This is a genomic window from Arsenophonus sp. aPb (assembly GCF_029873475.1).
GTDB lineage: Bacteria > Pseudomonadota > Gammaproteobacteria > Enterobacterales > Enterobacteriaceae > Arsenophonus.
Genome location: NZ_CP123499.1, coordinates 1,591,182 through 1,614,478, shown reverse-complemented (window position 1 = coordinate 1,614,478; position 23,297 = coordinate 1,591,182). Strand labels below are relative to the sequence as shown.

Sequence of the window (23,297 nt, the reverse complement as noted above, 5' to 3'; positions counted from 1 at the left end):
TTAAACCAAATAGCGACTTTTTTTAATCAGAATTTTCGACAAACCAGTAATGGAATAGCTAAATTAATAAAGTCGCTATTCTGTACAGGTAGCTCGTTATCAACAAGCTATCTGAGGAATGCCCTTAAGCCACAAGTCGTGCAATAATATTGCGGGTTTCCATTCGAACTTCTTCAAGTTGAACGTTAATCACATCGTTAAGTTTATAAACAGCAATACCTTTAATAAGTATAGCGCCTGCTTCTTGACTACACTGTATTTCTTCTCGCACGGGATGTATAAAAGGTGCTGGAATAAAGGCACTAGCGCCATTATCGGTTAAACGAATGCGGATCCCACCTCGAGTAATATCGGTTATTTCAGCAGCAAAAATGGTGTTAGTTTTAGCAAAAGGTTTTAGAAAACGCGCATACAACCAATCACCCACATCGCGTTCAGCTAAACGATTAGCACGCTTGCGTTCAGTAATTTTTGCCAGCAAAGTTTCAGCAGGTTTTGTGACATTATGCTGCTCATTATTTATTATGGCTTTTAATAAACGATGGTTGATGATATCGGTATACTTACGGATCGGAGATGTCCAGGTGGCATAGGCATCAAATCCTAAACCATAATGGGCAGCCGGTGTGGTTTTAATTTCAGCAAAAGCTTGAAAACGGCGTATTCTACTATCTATAAATTGAGTGGGTTGGCCATCTAATAAACGCCGTAAACGGCAAAATCCATCAAGGGTTAACAGTGTTTCTGCATTTTGTTCGATATCACTTTCTTGCAAAATGGCAATAACGTTATCAATTTGACTGGGGTCAAAGCCATTATGGGCATTAAAAATACCAAATCCTAATTTATCTTTTAATACTTTTGTTGCACAAAGATTGGCGGCAATCATCGCTTCTTCGACAATACGATTAGCAATTCGACGTTTTTCCGCCAAAATGTTATTAACATTACCATTTTCATCAAGTACAAAGCGATAGTCTGGTCGATCCTTAAATACCAATGCATGGGCTAGGCGCCAGGCAGAACGTTTTTCGCACATTTCATTGAGCAATAATATTTGCTGTTTGATTATTTCATTTTCGTTTTGCCATTTATCTTGCTGTTCTAACCAGTCAGAAACATCATCGTAAACCAACTTGTTTTTTGATTCGATCCAGGCCAGGCAAAATTGAATATTTTCAGCTAATTGTCCATCTTGCTTGATATCAAATTGACAGACTAGCGCAGGGCGGCGCTCATTAGGGCGTAGAGAGCACAAATCATCCGATAATTCACGTGGTAACATTGGAATATTGAAACCAGGTAAGTAATTGGTATATCCACGCTGTTGGGCTATGGTATCTAACTCACTATTTAGCGGGATATAACTGGTTGGATCGGCAATAGCAACAAAAAGGCGTAATTGATTATCATCAATCCGCTCTATATAAAGTGCATCATCCATATCTTCAGTGCTGGCACTGTCAATAGTAATAAAGTTGAGATGAGTAAGATCATGGCGCTCTGATGTCTGTTCTTCAATTGCGCAGCTTTGCATTTTTGGTGCTTCGCGCTCTAATTGATGTCGACTTAGTGTTACCCACCAAGGGGCGAAATGGTCATCACCATCAGTAATATATTGGGTAATTTCAGCTTGAAACCCACCTTGATTTTTTAATGGATGACGACGAATCTCGGCTATTACCCAATCATTGTGCGCAAAGTCATGACTAAGATGTTGTGCCGGACGACAAAAAATATTTTCTTTTAAAATTGGATGATCGGGTTTGACATAAAGTCGGTTATCACTATTTCTTTTTTGAATTCGTCCTACGAATCGGGTAAGAAAGGGTTCAACTAATTGCTCTGGTTCAACCATTTCGCGATCTTTATTGGTGTGAATAGTGGCGATGATCCGATCACCATGCATCACTTTTTTCATTTGTGGTGGTGGAATGAAATAAGTTTTCGTTCCATCGACCTCAAGAAAACCAAAACCTTTTTCTGTACTTTTAACAATCCCTTCAACACGAGGTGTTTGGGCATGTAATTGCTGTTTTAGCTGCGCTAGCAGCGGGTTATCTTGAAACATACTATCCGTATTTGTGTCATTAAATTAAAATTTACCCACATTTTGCTCAAGTTGAGTGCTGTGGGCAAGCAGAATAATAATATTTGTCACTTTAACAATGGTGTATTTAAAGTTCGTCTTGCAAATACCATTTGTTAATTGTTAGGTTGTTGGGTATTGTTTGTCGTTAAATTCACATAAATCTTCAATAATACAAGCGCCACAGCGTGGCTTTCTGGCAATACATGTGTAACGGCCGTGTAATATAAACCAGTGGTGACAATCCACTTTAAATTCAGTCGGTACTACTTTGAGCAACTTTTGTTCAACCTCGATAACATTCTTACCTGGTGCAAAATTTGTGCGATTACAAACGCGGAAAATATGGGTATCAACAGCAATTGTTGGCCAGCCAAAGGCGGTGTTCAATACCACATTGGCGGTTTTACGACCAACACCGGGTAAGGATTCCAATGCTTCGCGATCTTCGGGGACCGCGCCGTTATATTTATCAATCAATATCTGACAGGTTTTAATAATATTTTCAGCTTTGGTATTAAATAAGCCGATTGTTTTGATATAACGCTTTATTCCATCGAGACCAAGGTCCAGCATTTTTTCAGCTGTATTAGCGACGGGGTAGAGTTTTGCTGTGGCTTTATTGACACTAATATCCGTTGCTTGAGCGGAAAGTAAGACAGAAATAAGTAATTCAAAAGGCGAATTAAAAGTAAGCTCGGTTGTTGGTGTTGGATTGTTATCACGCAAGCGAGTCAAGATGGCTATCCGCTTTTGTTTATTCATATTTTATTTGCTCTTGATCCTTGGCTAAATGACTTTTGTTGGGGAAAGAAGTTGATTTTACAACAGTGAGTTGTTGTTTTTGACTGATATATTTTTTTATTCTTTCATCGATTAAATATTTACCTGCTAGCATCAATCCTAATCCAATGAAAGCCCCAGGGGGTAATATAGCTAATAAAAAAGGCGAATTAAGATGAATAACTTCAATACGTAATATTTTTGCCCATTCTCCTAATAGCAAATTTGCACCATCAAATAATGTCCCGTTACCTAAAATTTCTCGCATTGCACCTAAAAAAAATAGCGCCATTGTCGCACCCACACCCATTGCCAAACCATCGATTGCTGAGTGATAGACATTATTTTTGGCGGCATAAGCTTCAGCCCGCCCAATAACAATACAGTTAGTAACGATCAGCGGAATAAAAATACCTAAAGATTGATATAAACCAACGGCATAGGCGTTTATTAACATCTGCACAGCGGAGACAACCGATGCAATAATCATGACATAAATAGGAATACGTATTTCATTTGGGATCCAATGACGAAATGTTGAGACGGTAATATTGGTAAAAAACAGCACTAATGTTGTTGCCAGTCCTAATCCTAACGCGTTAGTGGCGGTTGAAGAAACCGCTAGCAACGGGCATAAACCTAATAATTGAACCAGTGCCGAATTGTTTTTCCATAATCCTTGGATAAAAAGTTTTTTAGTTTCGTTCATGGTAATTAATTTGAGCATGTTGGATAAGTTGGTAATTTTTGTGGCACTGATTGTATAAACATGGCAGTACGCTTAGTGGCATTAATAACGGCTCTTGGCGTAATAGTGGCACCAGTAAATTGGTCAAAATCACCGCCATCTTTTTTTACTGCCCAATGTGAACTATGTTCTAAGTCAATTTTTTTACCTGAAAAATGATTGATCCAATTTGAAATACGAATATCAATTTTATCACCTAACCCTGGTGTTTCATGATGTTCAGTTACACGGACACCGAGTACTTTACCATGAAAATCAGCTGCGACCAGTAATTTTATTGCCCCTGAGTAACCATCAGGTGCAATACTCTCTATGATGGCCGCAATCGGTTTTCCCGCTTTTCTGGCAATGTAGAGATGATGAGGCAGTGAGCTACCTAATGCTTCATTTTTACTGACTAAATAACACTCTTTGGTTAAATTATTGTCATATAAGTTAGGGGAAATAATTTGATCAAAAAGTTTTTGTTGTTGGATTAGGGCCTGGTTGTCGATGGTACTTTTGGTAATAGTATAAACCGTTGCTGCCAGTCCGGTGGTAGCCGCAGCAAAAACAGCCAATATTAAGCCATGATGTCTAATCGATTTTAACATAACCGTTCCTTATTTATGGCCATAGACACGAGGTTGGCTATAGTGATCAATCAGTGGTACCGCAATATTGGCCAGTAATACCGCAAAAGCAACTGCATCAGGATAACCACCATAAACGCGAATGATCCAAATTAGTAATCCTATCATTGCACCATAAATGATACGGCCACGCGGTGTGGTTGCCGCTGTAACGGGATCGGTAGCAATAAAAAAAGCGCCGAGCATGGTTGCCCCTGAAAATAGATGGAGCATCGGGGAAGCGTATTGTGATGGCATAATCAACCAACTTAGTAACGAGCAGAATAATAGCGTGGCTAAAAATGCCAGAGGAATTTGCCAGCTAATTATTCGGCGACTAAGTAGGATAATACCACCAAACAAATAGGCAATATTAACCCATTGCCAACCAATACCAGCTAATGAACCTTGTAAAATAGGTTGTTGCAGTATTTGACTAATCGAGTGCGTCAATAAACCCGTTTTGAAACTATCTAGTGGTGTCGCTTGACTTATACCATCAAAACCTAGCGTCAATTGGTTTAATGTGGCTCCTGTCGAGGTATGGCCGGTAAAAATCACTTGCAAACTAGCTAACGCATTGGCATGAACAGATTGAAGTTCTATCGGCGGTAGCCAACTAGTCATTTGGACTGGAAATGAGATCAGCAATACAACATAACCTACCATAGCTGGATTAAACGGATTTTGGCCTAATCCGCCATAGATATGCTTAGCAATTAATATGGCAAAAGCAGTACCTAAAACGACTAGCCACCAGGGTGATAAAGGCGGGATACTAATGGCTAATAGTAAAGCTGTTACCAAGGCGGAATTGTCTTTTAAATGGGGTATAACCGGTAATTTTCGTAGCTGTAAAGCGCCAGCCTCAGTAATAAAAGCCGTTATGACAGCGAGTAAAATTTGGTAAATTGTCCCGCTACCAAAAAAGTAAATTTGGCAGGCAATACCGGGAATGGCAGCAATAACCACCCACAACATGAGTTTACTAGTAGTTTGTTTTTCATGTGTAAAGGGCGAACTGGCCATTTTTAACCGGTTCATCCGACGATCAGTAGGTATTGGTCTGAATTTCATTTTTCAGCTCATTTGTTGTTTAAATATATTAGCGAGTTTTACTCTGCGCATCACGTTTTGCTTTAACACGTGCAATCGCTGCGGCAACAGCAGCTTTGCGTGGATCAGTTGATTGCGGTTCTGCCATTGCTTCTATGGCTACGGTAGATTGATTTTCTGCTGCTTTTTTGGCTTTAACACGTGCAATCGCTGCGGCAACAGCAGCTTTGCGTGGATAAGTTGATTGCTGTTCTGCCGTTGCTTCTATGGCTACAGTAGATTGACTTTCTGCTGCTTTTTTGGCTTTAACACGAGCAATCGCTGCGGCAACAGCAGCTTTGCGTGGATCAGTTGATTGCTGTTCTGCCGTTGCTTCTATGGCTACAGTAGATTGACTTTCTGCTGCTTTTTTGGCTGCTTGAATAACACGCAATTGAGCTTTTCTGGCATGGCGAGCTTCAATAGCAGCCTGGTTGTTCAATGACTCAACATTACTATTGTCAGTCTGTTTTTGCTGCGCATTAATTCGCAGCAAAGCGGCGTTAATTGCTGCTTTATCTTTCGTTTCGATCTTAACGGCAGCTTGGTTATGGCGTTGTTGACGTAGAATTTTTTCTCGTTCAAGCCTGGCTTTTTTAGCTTCAAACCGTTTTTTGGCATCAGAGGCACGTTGTTTTTCTCGGGCAATGGCTTTAATTTCTGCTTTTTCTTGTCGATAGTATTGGACGAGAGGAATATTACTTGGGCAAACATAAGCACAGGCACCGCATTCTATACAGTCGGATAAATTATATTTTTCCGCTTTTTCATGCTCCTGGCCTCGACTAAACCAATAAAGTTGTTGCGGTAATAAATTGGCAGGGCAAGCTTGAGTGCAAAGACCACAGCGAATACAAGCTTCTTCAATGGCAGGTTTACCTATTTCTGCCAAAGTTGGAACAAGAATACAGTTGCTAATTTTAACAATAGGTGTGGTTAAATCAGGCAACGTAAATCCCATTAATGGCCCTCCCATAATAACCATCTGTTCTGATTGTGGCACCATACCAACTTGTTGTAATAGGAAATTAACAGGGGTGCCCAAACGAACCCAATAATTGCCTGGATTTTGTATTGCAGTGCCAGTTAATGTTACCACCCGTTCAATTAACGGTTCACCATCGATAATCGCTCGTTTAATGGCAAACACAGTGCCAACATTTTGCATCAATATACCAATGAAAGAAGAGTGAACACCGTGCGGTATTTCCTTACCGGTTAATATCTTAGTTAATTGCTTAGCTCCGCCTGAAGGATACTTGGTTGGGATCACTCTTAATTTAATGATAGCTTGTTGGCATAAAAGTGCTTCTTTTAAGGCAGCTATTGCCGCGGGCTTATTATCTTCAATCCCAATTAAGACTTCTTTCGGTTTTAGTATATGTATCAATATCAGTACACCTTCGATGATTTCATCCGCATGCTCCTGCATTAATCGATCATCGGCGGTTATATAGGGTTCGCATTCTGCTGCGTTAATGATCAAGGTGTTAATTAATTTATTGCCATTTTTCAACTTTGTTGCAGTAGGAAAGCCTGCGCCGCCTAATCCCGCTATGCCAGCTTGTTCGATATGTGACAATAAGACTTTAGCAGAATGTTGTAAGTAGTTGGCTAAAGGTTTACGCTCACACCATTGATCTTTACTATCTGGTTGTAGCCGGATAGAAAGTGTTTTTAGGCCAGAAGGATGTGCTGTTATATGTGGCTCAATGGCAGTGATAGTCCCTGAGGTAGTAGCATGGACCGGGATCCTACGATCACAACCTTTAGTCAGTGCTTGTCCTTTTAATACATAGTCACCGCTTTTAACAATGATATCGCCGGCTGAGCCTATATGTTGTTGGATAGGAATAATCAATTCATCAGCTAAGGGTAGTGTAAGTAACGGAACTTGATTTGATTGAGTTTTCATTTCAGGCGGATGTATGCCACCTGAAAAAGACCAAATTTTTTCTTTATTTGAAGTAAGTTTTTGGAAAAAGTTAAACATTTGCTCGCTCCTTACTAGCAAATGCAACAGTTGGCCTTGAGTTCGATGGGGTAGTAATATTTTTTACTGGAATAGTAGTGAGATCCCATTTCCAGTTTTTGATCGTGGTTTTTATCGGGAGCATAGTAATACAGTCTGTTGGGCAGGGCGCAACACAAAGATCACAACCGGTGCAGAGATCTTCTACCACCGTATGTAAAGCGCGCGTTGTTCCAACAATCGCATCGACGGGGCAAGCCTGAATACATTTAGTGCAGCCAATACAGTTAGCTTCATCAATAAAAGCCACTTTTCGTTCTGGTGTTAATTTATCTTCATCAAGCGCTTGAGGTTCCACATTAAGTAATTCGGCAATTTTTAACATTGCTTGTTCGCCGCCGGGCGCGCATTTATTTATGGTTTCACCATTATTGGCTATTGCTTCAGCATATGGGCGGCAGCCAGGATAGCCACATTGGCCACACTGGCTTTGAGGTAAAATATGATCAATTTTTTCCACTATTGGATCATCTTCTACTTTAAAACGAAGAGCGGCAAATCCTAAAATAAGGCCAAAGATAAAGCCAAATCCGGCAATAATACCGATTGCAATTAATAAAGTACTCATTAGAATTTTACCAAACCACTAAATCCCATAAACGCTAAAGACATTAAGCCGGCAGTAATGAGGCCAATAGATGAGCCACGAAAGGGGGCTGGGACATTTGCCACCGCGATACGTTCACGGATGGCAGAAAATAGTACCATTACTAAAGAAAACCCTGCTGCGGCTGCAAAACCATAAACGGCTGATTGTAAAAAATTGTGCGATTGATTGATATTTAGTAATGCCACGCCAAGAACCGCACAGTTTGTAGTAATTAACGGTAAAAAAATACCTAAAAGACGGTATAGTGTGGGACTGGTTTTGCGTACCACCATCTCAGTAAATTGAACAACAACCGCAATAACTAAGATAAAGCTCAATGTGCGTAAATAGATCAAACCTAATGGTATTAATACAAATGTATCCATAAGCCATGAGCAGATGGATGCTAAAGTCATCACAAATGTTGTCGCAAATCCCATACCAATAGCGGTTTCTAGTTTTTTAGAGACCCCCATAAAAGGGCATAAGCCAAGAAATTTTACCAGTACGAAATTATTTACCAAAACAGTGGCGATAAATAATAAAAAATAATCTGTCATCTGAACGCCTAAATTTTTTTATTTAGTCAGTAGAAGTTGCAAACATAAATGGTCGGCTATGATAGCAACTGATTGTAATATAGGTTATCGATCTTGTGTGAAAGTCAATTTTAGTGAATTAATCGTTTTGAGAAAATAAAAAATAGAGATTGCAGCTAAAAAATAAAGAGGTACGCTAAGTAACTTGGATTACTTGATCTAGCTGTAATGTATGGCTTTAAGTTTATATATGAATGTTTTAAGGGGTTGTTATGAATAAACCTATTAAGGTTGGTTTGATTGGTTACGGTTTTGCCGGTAAAACCTTTCATGTTCCTTTTATTACAACAATAGAAGGATTTCAATTATCGGCTATTGTGAGCAGTGATGAACAAAAAGTAAAAAAAGATTGGTCTAATGTTCCTGTTTTTGCTTCGCTTGAACGACTATTGGCAGAGCAGCCAGAAGTAGATCTGATTGTTATACCAACACCAAATAAAACCCATTTTCCATTGGCTAAACAAGCGCTTGAAGCAGAAAAACATGTCATCGTCGATAAACCGTTTACCTTGACTGTTCAAGAGGCCGTAACGTTAAAACAATTAGCGCAGGCAAAAGGTAAATTACTATCTGTTTATCATAACCGTCGCTGGGATTCCGGTTTTTTAACGGTGAAATCTTTGTTAGAAAATAAAACATTGGGTGAGTTGAAATATTACGAATCACATTTTGATCGTTATCGGCCTGAAGTTCGTCAAAGATGGCGAGAATCAAAAGAGGCAGGCAGTGGTCTATGGTATGATTTGGCGCCGCACATGCTTGATCAAGTATTGCAACTTTTTGGCAAACCTAAATCGATTATGGCTGATATAGCGATGATTCGCCCAAATGCCGAAGCGGTTGATTATTTTCATGTTTGCTTAAATTATTTAACTATCAAGGTTGTTTTACACGCAACCACTGTCGCAGCGGCAGAGTCACCCGTTTATCTACTTCATGGCATGAAAGGAAGTTATATCAAGTATGGTTTGGATCCACAAGAAGAATGCTTAAAAGCAGGACTGTTACCAACAGCAGAAGATTGGGGTAAGGATAGTCGCGATGGACGTGTGACACTGTCACAAAATGGCGAGCTGGCTGTTGAGCCATTAGAAACTGAACAGGGTAATTATGGTATGTATTATTGTGCCATTCGTGAGGCAATCAATAACGCTGCACCTAATCCAGTTACTGCCGAAGAGGCTATTTTGGTAATGAAATTGATTGAAGCTGGGATAGAGTCGGCGAAAATGCAACACACAGTAGAGCTGACACTTTAATTTCATTCATTTTGTCTATTCTTATTTATAAATATTAAAATATTAAAGGAAGCATTATGAGTTGGTGGCGTCGTTTACAAATTGACTATTTTTTACTGTTTATGCTAATGACCATCATGCTCGCTTCCTTTTTCCCTTGTCAAGGTAAAGTAAAAATCGTATTTCAGTATTTAACGACCATCGCTATTGCAATACTTTTTTTTCTCCATGGCGCAAAACTTTCACGCCAAGCTATTTTAGCCGGTGTTGGTCATTGGCGATTACATCTGTTAATTTTTACCAGTACCTTTATTTTGTTTCCTCTTATTGGTTTAGCATTAAAGCCTTTGGTGGCTGATTGGATCTCACCAACTATTTATATCGGATTTCTTTACCTTTGCGCCTTACCGGCGACAGTACAGTCTGCAATTGCGTTTACTTCTGTTGCCGGCGGAAATATTGCCGCTGCAATTTGTAGTGCATCTGCTTCCAGCTTACTAGGGGTGTTTTTGTCGCCAATATTAGTGAGCATCTTGATAGATATTGATAATCATCAACGGATTAATTTGTTGTCAAATATAGGTGCTATTTTATTGCAAATTATGCTGCCATTTATATTAGGCCATTTGTTCAGGCCTTTAATGGTAAAATGGATTAATCGCTATCGAAAATTGATTACTATTTCTGATCGTTCATCTATTTTATTAGTGGTGTATGTCGCTTTTAGCGAGGCAGTTATTGAAGGGATTTGGTATAAAGTTGATGGCTGGTCGTTGCTATTGATTGCGGTAATTGGTTGTTTTCTATTGGCTATAGTGGTTTTATTTAATATTTTCACTGCGCGCTATTTTGGCTTTAGTAAAGCAGATGAGATCACAATAGTTTTTTGTGGCTCTAAAAAGAGTTTAGTTAATGGTGTCCCAATGGCTAATATACTCTTTCCTCCTCATCTGGTTGGTATTATTTTACTACCGGTGATGATTTTTCATCAAATTCAATTAATGGTGTGTGCGGTATTAGCACAATGCTATGCTAAGAGAGCCGTTAACGTTAATGATTAATTAATATTATTTAATTGATGATATATATCCATTTAATTTAGCTCTTTCATTTTGTATTTTTTCTTCTTGGTGAATTTGTTTAACTTGTAAAAGTTTCTGACTTAATAGAAAAGGGCAGACAGGTAAAGACAAGCTTTCAGCTGAATGTATGTTTTTTGGTGTTCCTTGTAGGGCGACATTTTCTGTCGTGGAGTTGTATTCTAGATTAAGGCGCGAAGTTAAATGATAATGATGATAATTTTTTATTTGAATTGAACTGTCAAGATTAAGACGTAACATTAGTTGATGATAAAATTTAGCTTTACTTGAACCAATGGTTGTTGAAATATGAATATTATTTAGTACAAAACAATTTTTTATTTTTTTTATTTTACTAATTAAAGCGTTTTTTTTTAATTGATTTTGCTGCTGGCTATTTTTTATTAAAGGCCGATCTTTAATAATATTAATTTTATTCGACATAAAACCACCTCGGATATTAAAATTGATGCAAAAGAGCCAGTATTTTAACTGGCTCTTGTCATTTTACTAAGTTTTAATTTGATTGTGGTGGGGTTTTCGGTATGGTTGATGGCTGATAGGAGGGGTTGTCCATTAAGCCGATATTAATTAAAAACTGTTCTAATTTAAATTTCTGCTTATTCATTTCCAGTTCATCACCAGCATATTCAATATCCATAGTCATATTATCTTTTGTTACCAACATCCACGGCAGGAATGGTCTGTTTTCATTCAATTGTGCTTTTTTCTCATCACTGAGAAAATATTCAGTTGGTGACATAAAGACATTTTGTTTAGCTGAACTTTCAAATTCACTAATTTGTGCGGTTGCTTTCTGGCTAAACAATGTTTTTTGTTCTGCTGTGGCAATTTTGTCATCTGAACTGAGTACTTCTATTTGGCTAAGCATTTCTATCAACATTGGTTTTGATAAATCAACATTGATATTAAAATGATTAAATAGCGCTTTTATTACCTGATCATATTGATTATTTTTGCTATAAACAGAAAGTTGATTCAACGTCCAAGGCTTCATATCTATATCTATTTTGATATTGCTCTCACCGGCACTATTTTTCCAATAAAAGGGTTCGATGACAATTCGCGGGCTATTCTTTAATAAGCTAGGTAAGTTATCTATTAATAATTGGGCGAAGATGGTATCCGCATTATAAAGAGGATTACCATTAGCTAAATTGTGAGCAATTTCATCATTATAATTTTTTAAGAAATTACCAAAAGCCTTAGCATCCATTCTTTCGATTAATAACGTAAGCTCACCAGAACCTAAATTTTGCTCTTTAGCGATAAAATCATTGATGCTATAAGAAATTTTACCGTCAATGTTATCGCCTTTTAATACAGAATCTAAGTTAATAGCAAAGTTTTTAAATGAAAATTTAATGTCGTCGCTGTTAAAATTAATATCGGAAATATTCAGCGTCTGTTTGCCAGAATAGAAATTAAACGGAGTCAGAGATAAATCACTTTGGATGTTGAGTCCTTTAAGGATCATGTTTTCCGTTTTCTCTTTATTACCGATAACAAAATTATCACTAACAACGGAAACTTTTATATCTTTAAGATCGGTATTGCCCACATAACTGATTGTACCACCGCTAAACGTTATATTTTTGCCATAACTATTACCGTCTAGTGGACTTAAGTTTAAATTTGCATCTAGGCCTTCATTAAAACCGACATCAACATTACCAGTTATAAAAGCTTGCTCTTGAGTATATTTGAATAGTTCTTCTGTGGTTTCATTTTTAACAAGTTCAATAGTGGCTGAGGCTAACCTTGGTAATAGATTAAGTTTAACTATTTTGCTAATAGGAAAAGGGCCATGAAAGATTTTTGTGGCAAACTTAACAATGGTATTTTTTCCTTCTTCATTCTCTTTTATATTAATAATGATATCTGCGTTAGAAGTGAAAAGTCCACGCTGATAATTTTCTGTTTTAACATTAATATTAGCTTCTGGTGCATTATTCTTTAGTGTAGTGTTAGTACGTTCAATGAAAGCATTAAATTCTCCCTCAATTTTTTTTCCAGTATACCAAGAGCCAATTGTCCAAATTATGGCAACAATTACAATGACACTTACAGCTACTAACGATTTCTTCATATATCCATCCCTTAAGGATTTTAGCGAATAAAAGCGATCAAATTTATAAAATATATTATATACAGCTTTGCATGTATTTTAATTTTTGCTAATAATTAAAAACTCTGGCCAGTTTACCTTTTCCATTAAGCATAATTTGTCTTTCGGATGCGGATATAAATATAGATTCACCAGATAGAATTTCGGCAGTTTGCTTTTCTGAGGTGATTGATATCTTACCTTCAACACAAAATAAAATTGTTGCTGAACTGTTCTTTATTGTAGTCAATTGATTATCAATGAGATATAAAGAAAAAGCAAAATCATCGACTGGAATGGGATAACTACATTCATTATTGTTTATATTCGGTTGTAATAATAATGTGTTGCAGGGTTTGGCAATGAAATCTATATTAGCCAGTAATTCAGCAATATCAATATGCTTATTAGTTAATCCCGCACGTAGTACATTGTCAGAATTAGCCATCACTTCTAATCCAACGCCTTCAATATAGGCATGCGGCGTTCTGGCATAAAGAAACATCGCTTCACCAGGTTGTAATTCAATAATATTCAGTAACAATGGTACAAATAATCCATTATCGTCAGGATATAGAGTCAGTATTTTTTTGATTGTGCGCCATGGCTCCTCTTGTTTTTGTTGTACAACAGATTTTAAGGCGGTAAGTAGCGGTTGTTTTTCTCTTGTTGTCAGGCTTAATAAATGGCTAAAAAGTTGTGCTAGTTGAGTTTCTGTTGGTGTTTTTAAAAATAGTTGAATAATTGGTGAAGCTACTGCAATTGGTAGCAATAAATTAGCGATTTCTTTTAAAGGGCGAAATGAATTTAGTGCTTTGAAGGGCGTTAAAGCGTAAATTAATTCAGGTTTATGATTGTCATCTTTATAATTACGAGTTGGACTATCAAGGGAAATCCCCGCAGCGTTTTCACGCCTAAACCCCGCTTCGGCAGCAATTTTATCTGGATGCACCTGGATTGAAAGTGGCTGAGCTGCGCAGAGTACTTTAAATAGAAAAGGTAATCGATGAAATTTTTGCGCAATTTTTTCACCGAGGTAATATGTTGGATTGGTTGTAATTAGTTTATCTAACGATATTTTTTGCTGATTATTAATATCTTCGACAATCGAGCTGGCCTTAGGATGTGCTCCCATCCATAATTCAGCCATCGGTAAATGCTGAGGATTTTTGATATGGTAAAGCTTAGTTAGGGCATCTTTACTTCCCCAGTCATAGTATTGAATTTTATTGATCATTTTAAACATATAATACTGCTCTTAGTTGATAAAAATTTATTTTTAACTGTAATGCAATAAACTCGCTTATCTCTCACATTTTAAATTAAAAATAGTGCATGATTTCAAGTACAATTAGTTTATCTGCAATGATGGATTATGCATATCCAATTATTTTATGCTAAGGAGATAACAATAATGTCAGAATATCGCATTGAAAAAGACTCAATGGGTGAAATTAAAGTCCCAGCAGATAGGCTATGGGGCGCGCAAACTCAACGTTCGCTGGAGCATTTCCGTATCTCAGTGGAAAAAATGCCAGTTGCCTTGATCCATGCATTGGCATTAACTAAAAAAGCAGCAGCTGAAGCAAATACCGATTTAGGTTTGATAGCAAAGGATAAAGCTAATGCTATTATCGCCGCTGCTGATGAAGTCTTAGCGGATAAGCATATGGCTGAATTTCCATTAGCCATCTGGCAAACTGGCTCTGGTACGCAAACTAATATGAATATAAATGAAGTCTTAGCGAACAGAGCGAGTGAAATTTTAGGTGGAAAAAGGGGTCAGCAACGTTTAATTCACCCGAATGATGACGTAAATAAAAGTCAGAGTTCTAATGATGTATTTCCAACGGCAATGCATGTGGCCGCAGTTATTGCTTTATACCAACATCTGTTACCTAAATTAAAAGAACTACAAACTACTTTTGAGCAAAAATCTACCGCTTTTCATGATATTGTCAAAATTGGCCGCACGCATCTTCAAGATGCAACACCTTTAACTCTAGGCCAAGAAATATCGGGCTGGGCAGCCATGCTAGCTCATAATATTCGGCATATCGAAGAAAGTATTCCTCACCTTTGCGAATTAGCCTTGGGTGGAACCGCGGTTGGTACAGGTTTAAACACCCATCCTGAATATGCGGTTAAAGTCGCCAATAAAATTGCAACATTATCCGGTTTGCCGTTTGTCACTTCGCCTAATAAATTTGAAGCTTTAGCGACTTGTGATGCTTTAGTGCATGCCCATGGCGCTTTAAAAGGTTTAGCAGCTTCATTAATGAAAATCGCTAATGATGTAAGATGGTTAGCATCAGGTCCTCGTTGTGGTATTGGGGAAATTATGATCCCTGAAAATGAGCCTGGTAGTTCGATAATGCCAGGAAAAGTTAATCCGACCCAGTGTGAAGCATTAACTATGCTTTGTGCGCAAGTTATGGGTAATGATGTAGCTATTAATATTGGTGGTGCATCAGGTAATTTTGAACTTAATGTCTTTCGACCCATGATTATTGATAATTTTTTACAATCAGTGCGTTTATTAGCGGATGGCATGCTGAGTTTTAATGATCATTGTGCTAAGGGTATTGAGCCTAATCGTCAGCGTATAGACAAATTATTACACGAATCATTAATGCTAGTTACTGCACTAAATACCCATATTGGTTATGATAAAGCGGCTGAAATCGCCAAAAAAGCACATAAAGAAGGATTAACCCTTAAGCAAGCGGCATTAAAACTTGCTTATTTAACTGCAGAAGAGTTTGATAGTTGGGTGCGGCCTGAAAATATGGTAGGTAGTATGAAAAAGTAGTTTTATTCTTTAGAAAGAAAACCGAGCTATTATCTCGGTTTCTTTATTTAAATCTCTTGATAAAGATGTAATCGAGCAATAATTAATTTTAGTTTTTTATTTTTTGGTTTATGTTTTATTTTTATATTATTAATATCATAGTCAGAAAGTGTACCTAATTTTGTCACATGTTTTGTATCACAACTGAACGATAAAAGTGGAAGAGGGCAAGCATATTGCACTTGTCGTTTTTCATTTGCGTACCAAACTCTAGCAATCGGCTGAACTTTTACCGGGCGTTGTATTTTTAATATGGCATCATTAGGAATGCTATTTATGTCTTGGATCTCTTTTTCAACTAAATGACGCCATTGTTGCTTAGTATATGCCGACATTGCTTTTTCAGATCGATAGTTTTTATGTAGTCGTTCAAGTATTTGCACTTTTGTCACTTTATTAACGATCTTTTTATTAGCCCAGCCAAAATTTATGCTATCGGGTGAGTCGATATAATTTATTTTACGATAGGCATTAAGGGTAATTAATCCATGCAATTGTTGGTGAATAAATTCAAAACGTTGTTCTTTTTTTATCCCTGATTCACAAGTGACAATATCTTTTAATTTTGTTTTTAACTTATTAATTGTTTCCAATTGTCGTTTTATAACTGAATAACGTTGTGCTGAAAGATGAAAACATAACGCCCCAGGTAGCCTGATTGCGGTTTTATTACTAATGTGGTGCGGATTATCATGAATAAATAATCTATTATAGTTTGTCAATGCTAAGTCTAAAGCTGTATCTCCTGTCAAAGTGCTAATTGTTATTTGATTAATATCATTATTTTCATCTCCTTTCTTGGTCTCAGGTAATTTAAATACAATGGCAGAGGTTAAAGATAAGCTATTAAGTTCGGTTAAAAAATCGACTAATTCAACTTTCAATAAATCAAAACATTTTGATAATTTATATCTTGCATCATATTTCATATTAAATATCTTCATTTAGTTACAACATACTATTTATTATAACCAAAAAATACCTAACCTACTAAGAAAATAATCAAATTTCTACAGATTACATAACAAGCTATTATGACCAAAATCTCTACTTGTGCAGTTCAAGGGATCAGAGCAAATTTACTAATGGCTAGGGTAGGTATAAAAAACAAATCAAAAGGTAGGATTTGTCTTAGCTCACATATTTGGTTTAATACTGACCATAAATTAACAAAGTAGTACATCTCTTAATCAAAAGGTAATTAATGAAACTTATTAACTTATTTTTTACTCTTTTCACTTGTTTTTGTACTAAAAGCTATGCCTCAAATATAAAACATTCGACATCACATGAAAGTATTTTTCAGCTTTCAAATATTATTATCTATTATCAGCAACTGTTAGCCACCAATCCGATAAAATATTCTATATATGGTCGGGATAAAATAGACGATGTAGAACTTATAAAATACAAAATGGTATCTCAAGTATGGTCACCAGAAAAATTAGTTCCTCCGCAAACTTGGCTTCATAATCTTGATATATATATTCCCACAATACCAAAGCCTAAATATGCTCTTATTATAATTAATGGTGGGGGAAGGTATAATCACAAGAATTTTTTGCCAGATTTCAATAAAGAAATGCTTCTCAATATAGCAAAAAAAACTAATACTATTGTTATTTCAATTAATAATATCGTCAATGGCTATGTTATATCGAATGATGATAATAAATTTCTCAATGAAAATGATCAACAATATGATCTTATTGCCCGTAATTGGGCGCTATTTATGAATAATCCTGAGAGGAGAGTATTACCATTAGATATACCTATGACTGCCGTTGTTTCACAGACTATTCGATTTACTAAACAAGAATTAAAAAAATGGAATATCAATAAATTTATTGTATCAGGCGTATCAGCTCGAGGATGTACGGCATGGTTAGCTGCTATTGCCAATTCTGATATAGCTGCCGTCGTTCCTATTGCTAATGATGGCCTTAATACTAATAAAATGCTAAAACATGTATATCGGAGTTATGGTAAAAATTGGCCATTCGCATTTCTTCCTTTTTATAATCAAAAAATTGATCAAATGATTGGCTCATTTCATTTTTTAAAGCTAATGCAAATAGTTGATCCTCTACAATATCTTAATTCAAATCATCAAAACCGACTTAGCATACCCAAATATATTATTAATGCGAGCAGTGGTGACTTTTATACCCCAGATAATTCTCGTTTTTATTACGATAAATTGCCGGGCACCAAATCATTAAGGATCATACCCAATACCAATCATATTAATATATTAGCTTTTACCGCACCTTCTTTAATATCATTTATTAATCGCTTAAATAGAAATGTACCATTACCAAAATTGAGCACTTGTATTAGTAAAAATAAGCTTACTGTTCATTTCTCAGAAAAACCTGTCAAAATTACCCGCTGGATGGCAAAAAATCCCGTTGCAAGAGATTTTCGTTACTCATGCGGTATAAGATATTTGCCATCATCAATCAAAATTGGCAAAGGTGAAAATATAACTGTTGCTATGAATACTAAAATAATGGGTTGGCAAGCAACTTATATTGAAGCTATCTTTAGTGACGGTTATGTCGCTACAACAGAAGTATACATCACACCGGATGAAAAATTCCCAATAACTGCGCCGCCAGCAAAAAACTCAAGTTGCCAAACATTGCCAGGGCGAATATAACAATGGATATTAAAGTTAATTAGTACAGATTTAAATGAATCAAAGTCTTAATTAAAGCACAAAGTTTTGTATTTAATTAAGACCCTCAATTTATATTTTCCTTAATTTGATACTAATAATTAAACCAAGTGACGTTAAAAATATAATAAAACCAATAATTCCATTCCATTTCCAATTACTCCAAAATATGCCGCCTAGAGTGCCGGCTATACTGGATCCACCATAATAGCTGAACAAATACCATGATGATGCCTGGGCTTTAGCTCGCTTTGCACGTTTTCCAATCCAGCTACTGACAATAGCATGAGCAGCAAAAAATCCTACCGTCAATATCACCATTCCTAATATAATAATTATGATGGGGGAAAAAAAAGTAATTGTGATACCAATAAACATTAAACAAATCGCAATAAATAAAATATCTGCATAGTTATATTTTAAGGCTAGAAATCCTGCTTTAGACGCGCTGTAGGTACCGGCTAAAAAGATGAAAGATAATAATCCAATCATAGTCTGACTAAAATTATAAGGAGCTTCCAATAACCGATAACCTATATAATTATAGAGAGTTATAAAACTTCCCATAATGATAAAACCAATTATAAATAAAAAAGGTAACCCCTTATCTCTAAGGTGAACTCTAAAATTAACCCATAGGAAACGTGGACGAACTGACGTTGCTCTAAAATGTTGTGAAGGCGGTAATAAACGCCAAAAAATAATGGCGGCGATAAAGGTAAATAAACTAAATACAATTGTTGCTATTCGCCAAGAAAAATGATCTGTTAGAATACCGGTAATCAAGCGCCCGCTCATACCACCTATGGAGTTACCACTGATATATAATCCCATAGAAAGTGCTAAGTAATTGGGATGAATTTCTTCACTGAGGTAAGTCATAGCAACTGCCGCAACACCACTTAAAGCAAGACCAACCAATGCTCTGGTTAATAAAATACCATCCCAACTTTGCATAAAGGCACTGATAAAGGTAATAATAGCCGCACTCAGTAAAGCGAGCACCATGATATTTTTGCGGCCTACCGCATCGGAAAGGGGACCAGTAACAAGCAATCCAAGCGCAAGTAGGCCAGTACACAATGAAAGGGACATGCTAGATTGGGCGGGTGTTATTTTAAACTCACTTGATAAAATGGGTAGTATTGGTTGTACAAAATAGAGTAAAGCAAAAGTTGATAATCCCACCATAAAAAATGACAAAGTAACACGTATATAAAGAGCATCACGATATTTTATATGATGCTGAAAATTGTCTTTTCGGCAACTGTCATTCTCTTTGTTGTCTTGTTGAGATTTTTTCATCTAATACCTAATAATTATTCACTAATAATTGATACCAGAATAAATAAAATGCCATATTTTGTCCAATATATAATTTTAATAAGCTTATTAAAAATAACAAAATAAATATAAAAAGCTAGCGTTGTTTAAATTAATGAAATTTTAATTAAAATAAGAGACAAAGTTTTTGTAAATACTATTTTTCCATCGACTCTTCTACATATTTATTCTATCAATTCTAAATTAATCTCTTAACTCAATAAGTTTGAATAAAATTTAATTAATCATCATGAAATACCCAGATACTTATCTTTTTTTCATCATTAAAAAAATTATCTTTTATTAATCAAAGCGATACTGAAATATTTTGTCAAATTTAAGTAAAATTTCCTATATCAATATATTTTTACTTTTCATTAGCATTATCTCTATAAATTTCTCCTTTATTTTTATATTAAAAGATATGAATTAATATCTTAACACTCTAAAATTATTACTGCGCTATTATACAATTCATGAAAATAGAACTGAGCAGAAGGAAAGAGCAATTATGGCGAATAAAATAACGAGTCAAGTAAAGTGGCTACCATTAGTAATTATCACTATAATCGCAACATTTTTTTGGTATCAAAACCCACCAACAGGATTAAGTTTTGCTGCCTGGCAGACCGTTATTATTTTTGTGGCAACTATTGCTTCAATTGTTGCTAAAGTATTACCCATCGGGGCCATCGGCCTAATCGGAATGACCATCTTTGCCCTTAGTCACGCCGCCGGGGATGAAAGTGCAAGTGATGCCATTATAACTGCACTAAGTGAGCTTAATAGTAGTTTAATTTGGCTTATTGTAGTTGCTTTTATGATTGCTAGAGGTTTTATTAAAACCGGCTTAGGACGACGAATTGCATTACAAATGATCCGGTTATTAGGTAAAAGAACTCTAGGATTAGCTTATGGTCTCGCGGTGGCTGATTTGATTTTATCTCCTGCAATGCCAAGTAACACAGCACGCTGTGGTGGTGTTATTTATCCGATTGCTGATTCATTAGCACGTAGTTTTGATTCCCACCCAGAAAATGAATCACGGCGTAAAATAGGAACTTTTCTGATAACTTGTATTGGCAATATTAATGATATTACTGCGGCAATGTTTATGACAGGCTATACGGGTAACTTACTCGCTGTTAAACTAGCCGCTAATGCAGGTGTTACCTTAACCTGGGGTAGCTGGCTATTAGCAGCCATCATTCCTTGCCTGATCTCATTTATTGTTATTCCTTTATTAGCCTATTGGTTAGTTCGGCCGACTATTAGTCATACTCCAGATGCGCCAAAAATCGCACATGATGAATTAAAAAAAATGGGGACAATGACACGTAATGAATGGTTAATGTTAGCTAGCGTATTGTTGCTGCTTATATTATGGATATTTGGTGATGTATTAGGTATTGATCCTACAACTGCTTCTTTTGCTGGTTTATCTGTATTACTACTTGCCGGTGTACTAACTTGGGAAGATGTAAAAAAAGAAAAAGATGCTTGGGATACACTTATCTGGTTCGCCGCTTTATTAATGATGGCTAATGAGTTGAAAATTCTAGGATTTACTACCTGGTTTGGCAATCTTATTGGTGACAGTCTCAGCCATAGTATGCAAAATACTAATTGGGTTATTATTCTTTTAATGCTTAATGCCGCCTATTTTTATATTCACTATTTCTTTGCCAGCGGTAATGCTCAAATTGCTGCACTTTATGCCGTCTTCTTAGGAGTTGGTATCAATTTAGGTATTCCCACTGTTCCAACGGCATTAATGCTCGCTTTTTCTAGCAGCCTTTATTGCTCTTTAACCCAATATTCCCATGCTCGTGGACCTATTCTTTTTGGCGCAGGCTATGTTCCAACAGGGGTATGGTGGAAAGTTGGTTTTATTATTAGTTTAGTCAATCAAGCTATTTTTCTTACAATTGGCCTATTATGGTGGAAAGCGGTAGGTTTTTATTAGAACAATATTTACGGCATAAAAGCGTATATTTATGCCGTAAATTGTAGTTAAAAGTAATACTATCGATTAAGATAATTGTTATTAATACTTGTCTCTATAAGATGTTTTTTTCATAACTGCATTCCAGATCACAAAATAAAAGCTAAAATTCACATATAAAAAAAATGCTCTTCATAATTGCAATTGATTTTAATAAATTGAGTAAAATTTATATGAATGAGCAAGTAGGGCATACTGATCAAATAAAACAGATCAACTTAAAGCTTGTCTATCGACTTATCGATCAATTTGGATCTATTTCTCGAATATCTTTGGCCAAAAAAACCCAACTAGCGCCAGCTAGTATCACCAAAATTACCAGGGAGCTTATCAATGCTCACTTAATAAAGGAGGTCGAATTTCCTGATTTAGGTTTTAGGGGGAGACCAATAACTGGTTTAGAAATTGTTAGCCAAGGTTGGCAGTTTTTATGTATTAGAATTAATAAGGGTTCACTAATTCTATCGCTATATGAACTAAATAATAAACTTTTACATGAAGACATTACTGAGCTTATTGCCAATGATAATCATTCATTTAACGAGCAGCTATTAACAAAAATCGAATATTTTTTTTATTGCTATCAAGACTGTTTAGAGCGATTGGTAGCAATTAGTGTAATTACTAATGCTATTATTAATTCAATCGATGGCATTATAATTAGCTCACCTTACTATAGTATTAAAAATTTTCCACTAAAAGAACGATTAGAAGCACGCATTGGTCTACCTATCTATTTGCAAAACTGCACTACCGCCTGGACCATGAGTGAATTTTTTTCCGATACATCTAAGTATAAAAAAAATATAATTCAAATCGTGGTTGATGATCATGTTAGCGCTTGTATTGTTACTAAAGGAAGTATCCTACCTTTAGGTAATAGTCATGCGATTGAAATTGGGCATATAAATATCAATTTTGACGGTGTAGATTGCTATTGTGGTAATCAAGGTTGTTTGGAAACCGATATTGCGATCCCACAAATATTAAAAAAAGCGCGATCAATCGCTCATCAATATCCCGATTCTATCCTTAATAAAGACAAAATCTCTATCAATGATTTTTGTCAGGCTATTAATCTACAAGATCCAATTGCTGTTGATATTCTGGAAAAAGTAGGCCGGCAAATCGGTAACACCCTTGCTGTAATGGTTAATATTTTCAATCCCCAATTAATTTTAATTGGCTCGCCTTTAAATGAAGTAAAAAATCAGCTATTTCCTATCATTACCAAACATATTTTACAAAAATCTTTACCTTGTTACCAAAATAAAATGTCCCTGGTAGCTACTAAATTTAGTAATCAAGGAACATTATTAGCTACCGCTATTATCAAAGATGCATTATATAATGGTTCTCTACTGGCTAAATTAATAGAAGGATAAAAATTTGGTAAAAACTAATCAAGTAAAAAATTGAGCTAACGCAATTTTCTAAAAAATACAAT

General features: G+C 36.0%; 19 protein-coding genes. 6 read left to right on the top strand and 13 right to left on the bottom strand.

Features of this window, described 5'->3' with window-relative positions; genetic code table 11:
* Window positions 1-124: 124 nt before the first annotated feature.
* The 8 genes from QE177_RS07180 to rsxA form a co-directional block, all read right to left on the bottom strand.
* Window positions 125-2,071 carry an exoribonuclease II gene (locus QE177_RS07180; RefSeq protein ID WP_280548285.1) on the bottom strand — a complete coding sequence of 649 codons (1,947 nt, stop codon included), beginning with the start codon at window positions 2,069-2,071 and terminating at the stop codon, window positions 125-127.
* Between the two features lie 141 nt (window positions 2,072-2,212).
* Window positions 2,213-2,854: an endonuclease III gene (gene nth, locus QE177_RS07175; RefSeq protein ID WP_280548283.1), complete on the bottom strand. Its 642-nt coding sequence runs from the start codon at window positions 2,852-2,854 to the stop codon at window positions 2,213-2,215.
* Entirely contained in the window at window positions 2,847-3,581 is a 735-nt protein-coding gene (locus QE177_RS07170) for an electron transport complex subunit E (protein WP_280552236.1), read from the bottom strand. Before QE177_RS07170 ends, nth begins: the two co-directional genes overlap by 8 nt.
* Window positions 3,582-3,586: 5 nt before the next feature.
* Window positions 3,587-4,213, bottom strand: coding sequence for an electron transport complex subunit RsxG (rsxG, locus tag QE177_RS07165; RefSeq protein WP_280548281.1), 627 nt, complete (start codon window positions 4,211-4,213; stop codon window positions 3,587-3,589).
* A 9-nt stretch (window positions 4,214-4,222) separates the two neighbouring features.
* Complete coding sequence (gene rsxD, locus QE177_RS07160) at window positions 4,223-5,308, bottom strand: electron transport complex subunit RsxD (RefSeq protein WP_280548279.1); 1,086 nt, start codon at window positions 5,306-5,308, stop codon at window positions 4,223-4,225.
* 28 nt (window positions 5,309-5,336) lie between these two features.
* Window positions 5,337-7,319, bottom strand: a complete 1,983-nt coding sequence (rsxC, locus tag QE177_RS07155) for an electron transport complex subunit RsxC (protein WP_280552178.1) — start codon at window positions 7,317-7,319, stop codon at window positions 5,337-5,339.
* Window positions 7,312-7,926: an electron transport complex subunit RsxB gene (rsxB, locus tag QE177_RS07150; protein ID WP_280552177.1), complete on the bottom strand. Its 615-nt coding sequence runs from the start codon at window positions 7,924-7,926 to the stop codon at window positions 7,312-7,314. The genes rsxC and rsxB overlap by 8 nt, the downstream gene beginning before the upstream one ends.
* Window positions 7,926-8,507, bottom strand: coding sequence for an electron transport complex subunit RsxA (rsxA, locus tag QE177_RS07145; RefSeq protein ID WP_280552176.1), 582 nt, complete (start codon window positions 8,505-8,507; stop codon window positions 7,926-7,928). The genes rsxB and rsxA overlap by 1 nt, the downstream gene beginning before the upstream one ends.
* Before the next feature lie 251 nt (window positions 8,508-8,758).
* Here rsxA and QE177_RS07140 point away from each other — a divergent pair, with 251 nt between their 5' ends.
* A complete protein-coding gene (locus QE177_RS07140) occupies window positions 8,759-9,805 on the top strand; it encodes an oxidoreductase (protein WP_280552175.1) in 1,047 nt (348 codons plus the stop codon).
* A gap of 56 nt (window positions 9,806-9,861) precedes the next feature.
* Window positions 9,862-10,845: a bile acid:sodium symporter family protein gene (locus QE177_RS07135; protein WP_280552174.1), complete on the top strand. Its 984-nt coding sequence runs from the start codon at window positions 9,862-9,864 to the stop codon at window positions 10,843-10,845.
* 6 nt (window positions 10,846-10,851) lie between these two features.
* Here QE177_RS07135 and QE177_RS07130 read toward each other — a convergent pair whose 3' ends face one another.
* From QE177_RS07130 to manA, 3 genes are all read right to left on the bottom strand, one after another.
* A complete protein-coding gene (locus QE177_RS07130; RefSeq protein WP_280552173.1) occupies window positions 10,852-11,307 on the bottom strand; it encodes a hypothetical protein in 456 nt (151 codons plus the stop codon).
* 73 nt (window positions 11,308-11,380) lie between these two features.
* Entirely contained in the window at window positions 11,381-12,973 is a 1,593-nt protein-coding gene (locus QE177_RS07125) for a YdgA family protein (protein ID WP_280552172.1), read from the bottom strand.
* 88 nt (window positions 12,974-13,061) lie between these two features.
* Window positions 13,062-14,237 (bottom strand): mannose-6-phosphate isomerase, encoded by a 1,176-nt coding sequence (gene manA / locus QE177_RS07120; RefSeq protein ID WP_280552171.1) that lies wholly within the window; start codon window positions 14,235-14,237, stop codon window positions 13,062-13,064.
* A gap of 168 nt (window positions 14,238-14,405) precedes the next feature.
* On the opposite strand from manA, the gene fumC reads away from it, so the two are divergent.
* Window positions 14,406-15,803 carry a class II fumarate hydratase gene (fumC, locus tag QE177_RS07115; RefSeq protein ID WP_280552170.1) on the top strand — a complete coding sequence of 466 codons (1,398 nt, stop codon included), beginning with the start codon at window positions 14,406-14,408 and terminating at the stop codon, window positions 15,801-15,803.
* A gap of 47 nt (window positions 15,804-15,850) precedes the next feature.
* On the opposite strand, the gene tus is transcribed toward fumC, so the two are convergent.
* On the bottom strand, window positions 15,851-16,771 hold the full coding sequence (gene tus / locus QE177_RS07110) for a DNA replication terminus site-binding protein (protein WP_280552169.1): 921 nt from the start codon (window positions 16,769-16,771) through the stop codon (window positions 15,851-15,853).
* A 275-nt stretch (window positions 16,772-17,046) separates the two neighbouring features.
* Here tus and QE177_RS07105 point away from each other — a divergent pair, with 275 nt between their 5' ends.
* Window positions 17,047-18,504, top strand: a complete 1,458-nt coding sequence (locus tag QE177_RS07105) for a PhoPQ-activated protein PqaA family protein (protein ID WP_280552168.1) — start codon at window positions 17,047-17,049, stop codon at window positions 18,502-18,504.
* A 90-nt stretch (window positions 18,505-18,594) separates the two neighbouring features.
* Here QE177_RS07105 and QE177_RS07100 read toward each other — a convergent pair whose 3' ends face one another.
* Window positions 18,595-19,827 carry an MFS transporter gene (locus QE177_RS07100; protein WP_280552167.1) on the bottom strand — a complete coding sequence of 411 codons (1,233 nt, stop codon included), beginning with the start codon at window positions 19,825-19,827 and terminating at the stop codon, window positions 18,595-18,597.
* Between the two features lie 529 nt (window positions 19,828-20,356).
* On the opposite strand from QE177_RS07100, the gene QE177_RS07095 reads away from it, so the two are divergent.
* Window positions 20,357-21,811: a DASS family sodium-coupled anion symporter gene (locus tag QE177_RS07095; RefSeq protein WP_280552166.1), complete on the top strand. Its 1,455-nt coding sequence runs from the start codon at window positions 20,357-20,359 to the stop codon at window positions 21,809-21,811.
* Between the two features lie 212 nt (window positions 21,812-22,023).
* On the top strand, window positions 22,024-23,235 hold the full coding sequence (locus QE177_RS07090) for an ROK family protein (RefSeq protein WP_280552165.1): 1,212 nt from the start codon (window positions 22,024-22,026) through the stop codon (window positions 23,233-23,235).
* The last annotated feature ends 62 nt before the right edge of the window (window positions 23,236-23,297 follow it).